We start from the raw sequence: 13562 nt of genomic DNA on the forward strand, positions 1-13562 counted from the left end.
GCGCAAGCGCCTCACCCATCCTTATCGGATGGTTGAGGCGCAAGCGACAACCCATCGGCCAGTCTTCACAGGAAAGCGCAATGCCCGGAATTAAGGAAATCCGAACCAAGATCAAGAGCGTGCAAAACACGCGCAAGATCACCAAGGCGATGGAAATGGTCGCCGCATCCAAGATGCGCAAGGCGCAGGAGCGGATGCGCGCGGGCCGTCCGTACGCCACCAAGGTGCGCGAGATCGCCGCGCACCTGATGCAGGCCAACCCCGAGTACAGCCACCCGTACCTGGTCGAGCGCGAAATCAAGGCGGTCGGCGTGGTCATGGTGACGACGGACAAGGGTCTGTGCGGCGGCTTGAACACCAACATCACCCGCGTGGTGTTGACGAAGCTGAAAGAGTTCGAGAAGAACGGCATCGCCGTTCAGGCGACCGCTTTCGGCAACAAGGGCGTGGGCGTGCTGTCCCGTATCGGCGCCAAGCTGGTTTCCCAGGAAGTGCAACTGGGCGACAAGCCGCAACTGGATCGCCTGCTGGGCGCGATCAAGGTGCAGCTGGACGCCTACCTGGAAGGCCGTATCGACGCGCTGTACGTGGCTTCGACCCGCTTCGTCAACACGATGAAGCAGGAGCCGCTGTTCCTGCGCCTGCTGCCCCTGGCCAGCGGTTTGGAAGATCCGTACCAGACGGGCGCCGAAAGCCTGGCCAAGACTTCGGAAGTGAAATCGGATTACAGCTGGGATTACATCTACGAACCCGACGCTCGTAGCGTGATCGACGACCTGCTGCAGCGTTACGTGGAAGGCCTGCTGTACCAAGCCGTGGCCGAGAACATGGCTTCGGAGCAGTCGGCCCGGATGGTCGCCATGAAGGCGGCGTCGGACAACGCCAAGAAGGTCATCGGCGATCTGCAGCTGGTCTACAACAAGACCCGCCAGGCCGCGATCACCAAGGAAATTTCGGAAATCGTAGGGGGCGCTGCCGCCGTCTGAGGCAGGCAGCATCCCGTCAAAAGCTATCAAGCAAGGAATCGACATGAGCAACGGAACCATCGTTCAGTGCATCGGCGCCGTGGTGGATATTCAGTTCCCCCGCGATCACATGCCCAAGATCTACGAAGCGCTTACTCTGGTCGACGAGGGTTCCTCGTTCGCCGAAAAGGGTCTGACGCTGGAAGTGCAGCAACAGCTGGGTGACGGCGTGGTGCGTACCATCGCCCTGGGCTCCAGCGACGGCCTGCGCCGCGGCATGAAGGTCGCCGGCACCGGCGCCCCGATCTCGGTGCCGGTCGGCACCGGCACGCTCGGCCGCATCATGGACGTGCTGGGCCGCCCGATCGACGAAGCTGGCGAAATCCAGCACGACGAAAAGCGTGGCATCCACCAACCGGCTCCCCGTTTCGACGAGCTGTCGCCGTCGGTGGAACTGCTGGAAACCGGCATCAAGGTTATTGACCTGGTGTGCCCGTTCGCCAAGGGCGGCAAGGTCGGCCTGTTCGGCGGCGCCGGCGTGGGCAAGACCGTCAACATGATGGAACTGATCAACAACATCGCCAAGCAGCACAGCGGCTTGTCGGTGTTCGCCGGCGTGGGTGAGCGTACCCGTGAAGGCAACGACTTCTACCACGAAATGGAAGAGTCGAACGTTCTGGACAAGGTCGCCATGGTGTTCGGTCAGATGAACGAACCCCCGGGCAACCGTCTGCGCGTGGCGCTGACCGGCCTGACGATGGCCGAGAAGTTCCGCGACGAAGGCCGCGACATCCTCTTCTTCGTGGACAACATCTACCGCTACACCCTGGCCGGTACCGAAGTGTCGGCACTGCTGGGCCGTATGCCGTCGGCGGTGGGCTACCAGCCCACGCTGGCCGAGGAAATGGGCAAGCTGCAAGAGCGCATCACGTCCACCAAGACCGGCTCGATCACCTCGATCCAGGCCGTGTACGTGCCCGCTGACGACTTGACCGACCCGTCGCCCGCCACCACCTTCCAGCACTTGGACTCGACCGTCGTGCTGTCGCGTGACATCGCCGCCCTGGGTATCTACCCGGCCGTGGACCCGCTGGATTCGTCCAGCCGCCAGCTCGACCCGCAAGTCGTCGGCGAAGAGCACTACGCCGTGGCCCGTGGCGTGCAGCAGACGCTGCAGCGCTACAAGGAACTGCGCGACATCATCGCGATTCTGGGCATGGACGAACTGTCGCCGGAAGACAAGCAGGCCGTGGCCCGCGCCCGTAAGATCCAGCGTTTCCTGTCGCAGCCGTTCCACGTGGCCGAAGTGTTCACCGGTTCGCCCGGCAAGTACGTGCCGCTGGCCGAAACCATCCGTGGTTTCAAGATGATCGTGAACGGCGAGTGCGATGCGCTGCCGGAACAGGCCTTCTACATGGTCGGCTCGATCGACGAGGCCTTCGAGAAGGCCAAGAAACTGCAATAAGGAACCGATATGGCTACCCTGCATGTGGATGTCGTCAGCGCAGAGGAAGCGATCTTCTCCGGTGAGGCGAAGTTCGTGGTGCTGCCTGGCGAGGCGGGTGAGCTGGGCATCCTGCCCGGTCACACCCCGCTGATTTCGCGCATACGCCCCGGGACGGTCAAGATCGTTCGTGCCGACCAAGGCGAGGAAAACATCTTCGTCGCCGGGGGCATTCTGGAAGTGCAGCCGGGCAGCGTGACGGTCCTGGCCGACACGGCCATCCGTGCCGCCGACCTGGACGAGGCCCGTGCCCTGGAAGCGCGCAAGCGCGCCGAAGAGGCCCTGGCCAACGCCAAGGACAAGGCCGACATCGCGGTTGTCGAAGCCGAGCTGGCGATGCTGGCGGCGCAAGCCGTCGCCGCGCGCAAACTGCGTCAAGGCGGTCGCTCGCACTGAGCGCACGACCAGCCGGGGTTCGCCCCGGATCCGGAAAAAGCGGCCCTGGGCCGCTTTTTTTTCGCGCGCGCTGGTCGGTGGCCCCTCGGTCAACCGCAGGCCGGCTTGCGTTCGCTACGAATGGCGAGCGGAATGGCGCGCCGGTAGCCTTCAGGGATTGCAATTTGAACCTGGAGGAACGGCGTGCGAGAAACCATGGATTGCGGCGTGCTGCTGGCCCCGGGCCACGAAGCCGCCATGGGCGACTGGGTGGCCCGTGCCCAGCCGAGGCTGGCGCGGGTGCGCTTGCACCTGGTGCCGCTGCGGCAATCGGGAGGCGGCCCGTGCGGCCCGGATACCCACGCGCTGGCCGGGCTGGCCGTCGGCCTGCGCCGATACGATCATTGCGTCCTGCCGGTCGCGCCGGCCTCGCTGGCCTGGACCCGCCTGTCGCTGCAGCAGGCGCGCGATGCGCTGGCAACCCCGATCCTGCTGCTGGTGCACGACATGACGGCGCCCGCCATCGAAGATCTGCTGCGGTTGGGCGCCGCCGATTTCATCGCCGCGCCGTATTGCCTGGAGAGCCTGCGCGTGCGCCTGGGGCGGCTGGCGCGGCGCGCGCCCCTGGCGGGCGAACGCCTGGAAGAGCCCGGCCTGGTGTACGCCGCCCGTGCGCCGCGGCCCCCCGGAGGCGCCGGCGCCCGGCCGCGGGTGCCGCGGCAGGTGCTGCAGCAGGGCCTGGCCGGGCTGCGCTACCAGCCGCCGCGCGATGCGCAGGAACCTTTCCGGCAGGCCAAGGCGCGCGTCGTCGACGGTTTCGAATCCGACTACATCCGCCTGGCGCTGTCACGCCACCAGGGCAACGTGGCGCGCGCCGCGCGGGCTTCCTCCAAGCACCGGCGGGCATTCTGGGCGCTGATGCGCAAACATGGCATCGACGCCTCGCCATACCGCCGCCAGGCCCAGGAGGCGCGCATCTGACTGGTGCCACGGCGGCTGGCGGCGAGGCGCGACCGACGTCACCCGGCCGGCGCCACGTGGCGGGGCCCGTCACAAAGGCGGCGCGACTTGCGCCCCGGCAAGCCCGGGCCGGATGGGCGTCGTGCCCTGTCAGCTTGGGGCAGTAAAATCATGGCTTCCGATCATCGAGGATAGTCGTGTCCGCTTCCGTCTTGAAGAACGATGTGTTCTTGCGCGCCTTGTTGCGCGAGCCCGTGCCCTACACCCCGATCTGGCTGATGCGCCAGGCGGGCCGTTACCTGCCCGAATACCGCCAGACGCGGGCCCGGGCCGGTTCCTTCATGGGCCTGGCTCAGAATCCGGACTACGCCTGCGAAGTCACCCTGCAGCCGCTCGCGCGCTATGACCTGGACGCGGCCATCCTGTTTTCCGACATCCTGACCGTGCCGCATGCCATGGGGCTGGGCCTGGACTTCGCCGAAGGCGAGGGCCCGCGTTTCGCCCGTCCGGTGCGCACCGAGGAAGACGTGGCGCGCCTGGCGGTGCCCGACATGGACAAGCTGCGCTATGTGTTCGACGCCGTCGGCACCATCCGCCGCGAGCTGGACGGCAAGGTGCCGCTGATCGGCTTCGCCGGCAGTCCCTGGACCATCGCCTGCTATATGGTCGAGGGGCAGGGCAGCGACGACTACCGCCTGATCAAGACCATGCTGTATTCGCGCCCGGACCTGCTGCACCGCATCCTGGAAATCAATGCCGAGGCCACGCTGCAATATCTGAATGCGCAGATCGCCGCCGGCGCCCAGGCCGTGATGCTGTTCGACAGCTGGGGCGGCGTGCTGGCCGACGGCCTGTTCCAGCAGTTCTCGCTGGCCTACACCCGCAAGGTAGTGGCTGGCCTGACGCGCGAACACGACGGCCGTCGCGTGCCGGCCATCGTCTTCACCAAGGGCGGCGGCCAGTGGCTGGAAGACATCGCCGCCTGCGGCTGCGATGCCGTGGGCCTGGACTGGACCGTCGACCTGGCCGCGGCGCGACGCCGCACCGGCGACTCGGTCGCGTTCCAGGGCAACCTGGATCCGATGGCCTTGTTCGGTGGTGGTGAGGCCATTCGCGCCGAGGCGCGTCGTGTGCTGGATGCGTTCGGGCCAGTGGGCAAGGGCGGCCATGTGTTCAACCTGGGCCATGGTATTTCGCGCTTCACCCCCCCTGAAGCCGTAGCCGAATTGGTCGATGAAGTCCACCGTCACAGTCGCTCGCTGAGAGGGTAAGTGAGTGAACGCTTCGGCCCGCAGGGCCGGGCGTCGAGGGCCCTCGGACGCAGTTGTGCACAGCAAGATTGCGCTCGGGGAAAACCCTTTATAAGCTGGTTTACAATCTTGGAAGTTTGTTCAAATTATTGTTTTTATTGGAATAAAATGGGTTTTCAACAGGATTGCAAGAGTTGATGCAATCTTGCCTTATTCCAATTTCTGACGTTGCTCTCGCCTTTTCCCCAAAGTTATCCACAGGCCGGGACTGGAGTTCCGGACCTGGTTGCGGTGACAATCCTTCATGGCCCGGACAGCCCAGGCCTGTCATCCTGATTCCGTCTGTCCCGGCCCTGGCCGGGCCGCCCAGCCCATGTTGTGTTTCCTGATCCATGTCTGAAGTTTTCGCGCTGGTCGAATCCACGCCGGCCGCGCACGCGGCGGCTTGCTGGGTGCGCGTCGCGCTGGACGTGCCGCTGCCCGGCCCATTCGATTACCGTCACCACGAGCCGATCGAGCCGGGCCTGCGGGTGATCGTGCCGTTCGGCCGCCGCAAGCTGATCGGCGTGGTGGTGGACAATCCGGCAGCGCCGTCCTATGAGCCGAAGCAGATCAAACCGATCGAGGAAGTGCTGCGCGACCTGCCGCCCTTCGACGAGGCGTGGCTGCGCCTGGCGCGTTTTGCCGCCGAGTATTACCAGCGGCCGTTGGGCGAGGTGATGCTGCCGACGTTGCCGCCGCCGCTGCGCAAGCCGACCGCCTATCAGGGCAAGCGCTCGGCCGGCGGCCCGGTGGCGCGGCTGGACGGACGCAAGCGCAAGGCGGTCCGCAACCCGGCCGAGGCCGACCAGCCACCCGAGCTGAACGATGCGCAGCGCGAGGCCGTGGACACCATCGCCGGACTCACCAAGTTCAAGCCGGTGCTGCTGTACGGCGTGACCGGCAGCGGCAAGACCGAGGTCTACCTGCGCGCCGCCGAGAAAGTGCTGGCCGCCGGCCGCCAGGTGCTGCTGCTGGTGCCGGAAATCAACCTGACGCCGCAGCTGGAAGGCGCGTTGCGCGCCCGCCTGGAAGGCCTGGTCGGGCCGGACGGCCTGGCGGTGCTGCACAGCGGCCTGTCCGATGGCGAGCGCCTGCAGGCCTGGGCGCGCGCGCAGCGTGGGCAGGCGCGCATGCTGCTCGGCACGCGCATGGCGATCTTCGCGCCCATGAGCGAGCTGGGCCTGATCGTGGTGGACGAAGAACACGACGCCTCGTACAAGCAGCAGGACGGCCTGCGCTATTCCGCGCGCGATCTGGCGGTGTGGCGCGCGCATGACCTGGACATCCCGGTGGTGCTGGGCTCGGCCACGCCGTCGCTGGAGACCTGGCAGCATGCCGAGCGCGGCCGCTACCTGCGGCTGGCGCTGCCGGCGCGCGCCCGCGCCAGTTCGCTGCCCGCCATGAAGCTGGTGGACACGCGCCGCCTGCAGATGAAGCACGGCATGTCGCCGCAGCTGCTGGAGGCCCTGGGCGAACGGCTGGCGCGCAAGGAACAGTCGCTGATCTTCCTGAACCGGCGCGGTTTCGCGCCCGTGCTGCATTGCCAGTCCTGCGGCTGGGTCAGCAACTGCCCGCGCTGCACCGCGTTCACGGTGTTGCACCGCACGGCCGGACGCGGCCATCGCCTGCAGTGCCACCACTGCGGCTACCAGGCGCCGGTGCCGCACGCCTGCCCCGAATGCGGCGACCAGGACCTGGCGCCGATGGGGCGCGGCACGCAGCGGGTCGAGGAGCACCTGGCCGAACTGTTTCCCGAGGCGCGCATCCTGCGCATCGACGCCGACAGCACCCGCAAGAAGGGCAGCGCCGAGGCGCTGTTCGCGTCGGTGCACGCGGGCGAGGTCGACATCCTGGTCGGCACGCAGATGGTGTCCAAGGGGCATGACTTCGCGCGGCTTGGCCTGGTGGGCGTGCTCAATCCCGATTCCGCCTTGTTCGCGCATGACTTCCGCGCGCCCGAACGGCTGTTCGCCCAATTGATGCAGGTGGCCGGCCGCGCCGGCCGCCACCAGGGAAACGGCCAGGTCATCATCCAGACCGGCTATCCCGAGCAGCCGGTGTACCAGGCGCTGCTGCGCCATGACTACGCGGGCTTCGCGCGCCATGCGCTGCAGGAACGCGAAAGCACCGGCCTGCCGCCGTTCGCCTACCAGGCGCTGTTGACGGCCGAGGCGCGCGAACTGGCGGTGGCGCAGGCCTTCCTGCAACAGGCCCGCGCCCTGCCCGAAGGCGAATGGGCCGCGGACTTCCCGGGGCTCGACGCGATCATGCTGTACGACCCGGTGCCGCTGCGCGTGGTGCGGGTGGCCAATATCGAGCGCGCCCAGTTGCTGGTGGAAAGCACCAGCCGTCCGGCGCTGCAGGCTTTCCTGGCGTCGTGGTCGCACCACCTGCCGTACCTGGCCAACGAGGCCCGGGTGCGCTGGCAGCTGGAGGTCGACCCGCTGGAAATCTGACAGGCGCCGCGCATTCGTCCGTTTACTCTATGTCGTTCCCCTTTCCCCGACTCCCATGTCCGCACACGAACCCATCGGCCACGGCCTGAACCCCGCGCAGAAAGAGGCGGTGCTGTACCTGGACGGCCCCTGCCTGGTGCTGGCCGGCGCCGGCAGCGGCAAGACGCGCGTCATCACGCAGAAGATCGCCTACCTGCTGCGCGAATGCGGCTACATGGGCCGCAACGTGGTGGCGCTGACCTTCACCAACAAGGCCGCGCGCGAGATGGATGAGCGCGTCAAGACGCTGGTGGACCGCAAGCTGGGCAAGGGCCTGACCATCAGCACCTTCCACTCGCTGGGCGTGAAGCTCTTGCGCGAAGAGGCGCGCAACGCGGGTCTCAAGCCGACCTTCTCGATCCTGGACGCCGATGACGCCATGGCGATCATCCAGGAGCTGCTGGCCACCACCGACAAGGGCCGCCTGCGCCACGTGCAGGGCATCATCTCGCTGTGGAAGAACGCGCTGATGGAACCCGACGACGCCGCGCGCGAAGCCATCACGCCGGGCGACGTCGAGGCCGCCAACGTCTATCGCAGTTACGCCGCCACGCTGGCCGCCTACCAGGCCGTGGATTTCGACGACCTGATCCGCATCCCCGCCATCCTGCTGGCCAACAACGAAGAGGTGCGCACGCGCTGGCAGAACCGCGTGCGCTACCTGCTGGTCGATGAATACCAGGACACCAACGTCTGCCAGTACCGCCTGGTGCAGCTGCTGACTGGCCCGCGCGCCATGTTCACGGCGGTGGGCGACGACGATCAGGCCATCTACGCCTGGCGCGGCGCCACCATCGAGAACCTGGCCAAGCTGACCACCGACTATCCCAATCTCAAGCTCATCAAGCTGGAGCAGAACTACCGCTCGGTGCAGCGCATCCTGGCGGCGGCCAACCAGGTGATCGAGAAGAACCCCAAGCTGTTCGAAAAGAAGCTGTGGTCGGACCTGGGCGTGGGCGAGCCGATCGTCGTTTCGGCGATGGACGGCGAGGAGCACGAGGCCGAGTCCATCGCCATGAAGATCTCGGCGTCGCGTTTCGAGCGTCAGGCGCAGTGGAAGGATTTCGCCATCCTGTATCGCGGCAATCACCAGTCGCGCATCCTGGAGCAGGCGCTGCGCAACCTGAAAATCCCGTACACGATCGCGGGCGGGCAGAGTTTCTTCGACAAGGCCGAGGTGCGCGACATCCTGGCCTACCTGCGGCTGCTGGCCAACGACGAGGACGATCCGGCCTTTATCCGCGCCGCCACCACGCCCAAGCGCGGCATCGGCCAGGCCACTTTGCAGACGCTGGGCCAGTATGCCGCCAGCCGCGAACTGTCGCTGCTGGCGGCGGTCGACGAAACCGGGCTGGAGAGCCTGCTGGCGCCGCGCCAGCTCGAACCGCTGCGCACCTTCACCGAATTCATCCGCCGCATGCAGTGGCGCGCCGGCCGTGGCGCCACCGCCGGCACCGATGGCGCGCCCGCCGAACCCGCCGGCGTGATCCTGGACGATCTGGTGCAGGCGATCCAGTACGAACGGCATCTGTTCGAGCTGTTCGACGAACGCCCGGCGCAGACCCGCTGGCAGAACGTGCTGGAGCTGACCGGCTGGCTCAAGCGCAAGGCCGAAGAGGACAACATGTCGCTGTTCGAGCTGGTGCAGCACGTTGCGCTGGTGACGATGCTCGAACGGGGCGAGGAAGAGGAGCCGGACGCGGTCAAGATGTCGACCCTGCATGCCTCCAAGGGCCTGGAGTATCCGCACGTGTATCTGGCGGGGGTCGAAGAAGGCCTGCTGCCGCACCTGGGCAAGGACGACGAGGTGGGCGATCCGGCGCGCGCCGCGGAGAACCTGGCCACCCGTATCCAGGAAGAGCGGCGGCTGATGTACGTGGGCATCACACGCGCCCAGCGCAGCCTCAACCTGAGCTGGTGCAAGCGCCGGCGCCGGGCGCGCGAGGACCTGGTGCGCGAGCCGTCGCGCTTCATCGAGGAAATGGGCCTGGACGCTCCGGGCATCCAGGAAGACGAGACCACCGCCGCCATGAATCCCAAGGAACGCATGGCCATGCTCAAGGCCTTGCTGAAGAAATAGCCCCGCAATAAATTACATGACGGGGGGAGCGTCCAGGATCTATACCTGCCGCTTTGCATCATGGCGCTGATGATGAAGGATGACGTGCGTTACCAACCGGTGCCCGGCACGCCGGGCCTGGTGCTGGGCGTGGCGCGGCTGGTCGATTTCCAGTTCGACCGGCACTACCATGTCGATTACCACATCGGCCTGGTGACCCAGGGCGTGCAGCGCCAGACCTTCCGTGGCCGCAGCACGCTGCTGGGGCCCGGTGGCATCGCCCTGATGCCGCCCGGCGAGGTCCACGACGGCGCCGGCGTGGCCGACTATGGCCAGTCCTACACCCTGAAGACCTTCCGTCTGTCGCCCGATCTGATGCGCGATTTCATCGCCGAAGTCTCGGGCGGCGCATCTGACGAGCGGTTCCTGGGCACCTTGATCGAGGAACCCGCGCTGGCGGCCCGCTTCAAGGCGTTGCACGCTTCCTGGATGGCGGATGCGGCCGCCGGGCCGTTGGCGCACGAGTCCGCCTCGCTGGCCCTGATGGGGGCGCTGTTCGCGCGCACGGGGGGCGTGACGCCCCAGGCGGTGCGCGGCGGCCTGTCGCTCGCGCACCAGCGGGTCGTGCGGGAGTATTGCCAGGCCCACCTGGGCGACAAGATCGGTCTGGAAGACCTGGCGCGGCTCTGCGGCCTGAGCCGCTACCAGTTCCTGCGCCGCTTCGCGCTGTCGGTGGGGCTGACGCCGCACGCCTGGCTGACGCGGCTGCGCCTGGAGCGGGCCTGCGCCGCGCTGGCGCGAGCGCGCGCTTCGATCGCGCAGGTGGCGGCCGATGTGGGCTTCTACGACCAGAGCCATTTCAACCGCGCCTTCCGCACGGCCTATGGGGTGCCGCCCTCGGCCTACCGGCGCGCGGCCTGAGCGCACCGATTCCCGCGTCGTCCTGGCGCTGGCGCGCGGCGCGCCGGAGGAACGGCGCGGGTCGTTATCGCACCAGCGCGCGCAACGCCGCCAGGAAGTGATCGACGTCCTGCTCGTGCGTGGTGAACGACGTCACCAGCCGCGCCACGCCCGGGCCCCAGCGGTCGTGGTAGAAGCGAAAGCCCTGCGCCAGCAGGCCGTCAATGGTGGCGATCGGCAGCCGGCAGAACAGGATGTTGGCCTCGACCGGACCCTGGAGTTCAACGCCTGGCAGGTTCGCCATGCCCGCCGCCAGCCGCGCCGCCATGGCGTTGGCCTGGCGCGCGTTGCGCAGCCACAGGTCGTCCGCCAGATAGGCTTCCATCTGCGCCGACAGCAGCCGCATCTTCGAAAACAGGTGGCCGCCGCGCTTGCGCCGGTAGGCCAGTTCTGCGGCGCGTCTGGGTTCGAACAGCACGATGGCCTCGGCGCCCAGCACGCCGTTCTTGGTGGCGCCGAACGACAGCGCCGCGACGCCGGCCTTCCAGGTCATTTCCGCGGGCGTGCAGCCCAGGCTGACCAGGGCGTTGGCGAAGCGCGCGCCGTCCATGTGCAGGGGCAACCCGGCCTCGCGGCAGACGTCGCCGATGGCCGTGATCTCGTCGCGCGTGTAGACGCTGCCGGTTTCAGTGGCCTGGGTAATGCTGACGCAGGCGGGCGGCATCGAATGCACGTCACCGGCCTTGCGGCGCGCTTCCACGGCGAGCTGGGCGGGGTCGAGCTTGGAGGCGGCGCCCTCCAGCAGCGCCAGGCGCGCGCCGCCGCTGTAGAACTGCGGCGCGCCGCATTCGTCGTTGGCGATGTGGCTGTGCGCATGGCACAGCACGCTGCCCCAGGGCGGCGTCAGCGCCGCCAGCGCCAGCGAATTGGCGGCGGTGCCGGTGGGCACCAGCAGCACGTCGACCTCGCGTTCGAAGATCTCGGCCAGGCGCCGTTCGACGCGCTGGGTGATGTCGTCGGCGCCATAGGCGGGGGCCTGTCCCTCATTGGCGCGCAGCAGCGCGGCCAGGATCTGGGGGCTGGCGCCGGCGGTGTTGTCGCTGGCGAAACCCTGTTGGGGCGAGGCGGCGGCGGGGGTGTCCAATACGGGGCTCCGGTGAAGACAGACAGGTCCTCACTATGCCCGCCGGCGCCGGGCCGGGCTTGTAGAAAATTGCGCCTCGCTCCTACACTGGGGCGGACCCGGCGAGCCCGCGCCGGGCCGGTTTTCAAGGAGCGCATCATGTGCCGCTGGCTGGCTTACACCGGGAGTCCCCTGCAAATGGAGAGCGTGCTGTTCAAGGCCACGCACTCGCTGATCGACCAGAGCCTGCATGCGCGCATGGGCGCCACCACCACCAATGGCGACGGTTTCGGCCTGGGCTGGTACGGCCGGCCGCCCGAGCCGCCGTTCCGCTACCGCAGCGTGCATCCGGCCTGGAACGACCGGAACCTGCGCGAGGCCGCGCGCGCCATCCATTCGCCGCTGTTCGTGGCGCACATCCGCGCCGCCACCGACACGCCAGCCCAGGAAACCAACTGCCATCCGTTCCGCCATGGCAACTGGCTGTTCGTGCACAACGGCGTGATCCGCGACTATCCGCTGCTGCGGCGCGACCTGATGCTGATGATCGCGCCGGCCTACTTCGGTTCACTGGAAGGGTCGACCGATTCCGAAGTGATGTTCCTGCTGGCGCTGACCTTCGGCCTGGAGGAAGACGCCTTGCCGGCGCTGGCGCGCATGGTCGGCGCGGTCGAGGAGACCGGCCGGCGCCACGGGGTGGCCCGGCCCATCAACATGACCGTGTGCGCGCTGGATGGCGAGCGCCTGATCGCGGTGCGCTATTCCAGCGAGCGCGATTCGCGCACGCTGTTCCACAACACCTGCGTGCGGCACCTGCGCGAGCTTTATCCCGACGATCCGAAGGTCGCGGCGCTGGACGATGACGCATTCCTGTTGCTGTCCGAGCCGCTGAGCGAGATGCCGGGCGCCTGGGAAGAGGTGCCCGAATCCACCGCCATCATCGCGGGCCGGGGCCGCGTCGAGCACTATCCGTTCGTGCCGGTGCCGCCGGGCGCCTGAATGCCATAGCGCGCCGCCGGCGTGTTGCGCGACAGTTCCGGCCCCAGGGCCTGGCGTGCCGCTTCCAGGCGTTCCAGCAGCGCCGGGTCGGTCAGCGACGGGATGGTGACGAACTCGCCCTGGTCCAGGCCCGCCAGGGCGCTGCGCACCATGTCGTCCGCGCTCATCACGATGGCGGACGGCAACTCGCTGGCCGGCTTGCCGGCCAGGTCCCAGAACTCGGTGCCGGTGGCGCCGGGCAGCACCGCCTGGACGCGCAGGCCCTTGTCCGCCAGTTCGTGGCGCAGCGACTGCGAGTAGGCCAGCACATAGGCCTTGCTGGCGCCGTAGACGCCGTTGAGCAGCTCGGGGTGCAGGCCGACGATCGACGCGATATTGATGATGGTGCCGCCGCCGCGCGCCACGAAGGCGGGCGCGGCCGCCATGGTCAGGTGGGTGAGGGCGCTGATGTTCAGGTCGATCATGGCCTGCATCTGGGCGGGATCGGATTGCAGCAGCGGCGCCACCGCGCCGATGCCGGCGTTGTTCACCAGCAGGGTCAGCGAGTCGTCCTCGCGCAGCGCTTGCGCCACGCGTTGCACGCCGTCGGCCCGCGACAGGTCGGCTGGCAGCACGCGCACGTCACGGCCGGTCTCGGCGCGCAGTCGCGCGGCCAGGGTTTCCAGGCGTTCGACGTTGCGCGCCACCAGCGTCAGGTCGTGGCCGCGATGGGCCAGGTGGTGGGCGTAGCGCGCGCCGATGCCGGACGAGGCGCCGGTGACCAGGGCGCGGCCGGGGGATTTGCCAGACGGGGTGTTGCTCATGAAGGACTCCGAAATGGGGACGGCGGGTAGTGCCGGTACGCTTGCAGAGTAGAACCGGGATGGAATATCCTCAATGACATAGAAACG

The 13562-nt window shown here is 67.8% G+C and carries 11 protein-coding genes; 9 read left to right on the forward strand and 2 right to left on the reverse strand.

Going from position 1 to position 13562, the window contains the following annotated elements; translation table 11 throughout:
- The first annotated feature begins 80 nt into the window (after positions 1–80).
- From atpG to ABFG95_RS16810, 8 genes are all read left to right on the forward strand, one after another.
- Positions 81–986, forward strand: coding sequence for a F0F1 ATP synthase subunit gamma (gene atpG / locus ABFG95_RS16775; RefSeq protein WP_049070836.1), 906 nt, complete (start codon positions 81–83; stop codon positions 984–986).
- A gap of 43 nt (positions 987–1029) precedes the next feature.
- Positions 1030–2430, forward strand: a complete 1401-nt coding sequence (atpD, locus tag ABFG95_RS16780; protein WP_006386768.1) for a F0F1 ATP synthase subunit beta — start codon at positions 1030–1032, stop codon at positions 2428–2430.
- Positions 2431–2439: 9 nt separating this feature from the next.
- On the forward strand, positions 2440–2865 hold the full coding sequence (locus ABFG95_RS16785; protein ID WP_049070837.1) for a F0F1 ATP synthase subunit epsilon: 426 nt from the start codon (positions 2440–2442) through the stop codon (positions 2863–2865).
- 183 nt (positions 2866–3048) lie between these two features.
- Positions 3049–3825: a hypothetical protein gene (locus tag ABFG95_RS16790; protein ID WP_238923875.1), complete on the forward strand. Its 777-nt coding sequence runs from the start codon at positions 3049–3051 to the stop codon at positions 3823–3825.
- A 176-nt stretch (positions 3826–4001) separates the two neighbouring features.
- Positions 4002–5075 carry a uroporphyrinogen decarboxylase gene (gene hemE / locus ABFG95_RS16795; protein WP_175145199.1) on the forward strand — a complete coding sequence of 358 codons (1074 nt, stop codon included), beginning with the start codon at positions 4002–4004 and terminating at the stop codon, positions 5073–5075.
- Positions 5076–5446: 371 nt separating this feature from the next.
- On the forward strand, positions 5447–7552 hold the full coding sequence (locus ABFG95_RS16800; protein ID WP_063584566.1) for a primosomal protein N': 2106 nt from the start codon (positions 5447–5449) through the stop codon (positions 7550–7552).
- Positions 7553–7607: 55 nt separating this feature from the next.
- On the forward strand, positions 7608–9671 hold the full coding sequence (locus ABFG95_RS16805; protein ID WP_348994799.1) for a UvrD-helicase domain-containing protein: 2064 nt from the start codon (positions 7608–7610) through the stop codon (positions 9669–9671).
- Positions 9672–9743: 72 nt separating this feature from the next.
- Complete coding sequence (locus ABFG95_RS16810) at positions 9744–10571, forward strand: AraC family transcriptional regulator (RefSeq protein WP_263899868.1); 828 nt, start codon at positions 9744–9746, stop codon at positions 10569–10571.
- Positions 10572–10635: 64 nt separating this feature from the next.
- Here ABFG95_RS16810 and ABFG95_RS16815 read toward each other — a convergent pair whose 3' ends face one another.
- The gene (locus tag ABFG95_RS16815; protein ID WP_348994800.1) at positions 10636–11694 is read right to left on the reverse strand and encodes a low specificity L-threonine aldolase; all 1059 of its coding nucleotides are present in this window, start codon (positions 11692–11694) and stop codon (positions 10636–10638) included.
- A 138-nt stretch (positions 11695–11832) separates the two neighbouring features.
- Here ABFG95_RS16815 and ABFG95_RS16820 point away from each other — a divergent pair, with 138 nt between their 5' ends.
- Positions 11833–12672: a class II glutamine amidotransferase gene (locus tag ABFG95_RS16820; protein WP_049070845.1), complete on the forward strand. Its 840-nt coding sequence runs from the start codon at positions 11833–11835 to the stop codon at positions 12670–12672.
- Here ABFG95_RS16820 and ABFG95_RS16825 read toward each other — a convergent pair.
- Positions 12639–13475 carry an SDR family oxidoreductase gene (locus tag ABFG95_RS16825; RefSeq protein ID WP_049070847.1) on the reverse strand — a complete coding sequence of 279 codons (837 nt, stop codon included), beginning with the start codon at positions 13473–13475 and terminating at the stop codon, positions 12639–12641. The genes ABFG95_RS16820 and ABFG95_RS16825 overlap by 34 nt on opposite strands.
- Positions 13476–13562: the final 87 nt, after the last annotated feature.

Origin of the sequence: Achromobacter sp. HNDS-1 (genome assembly GCF_040084795.1) — a bacterium.
Classification (GTDB): domain Bacteria; phylum Pseudomonadota; class Gammaproteobacteria; order Burkholderiales; family Burkholderiaceae_B; genus Achromobacter; species Achromobacter ruhlandii.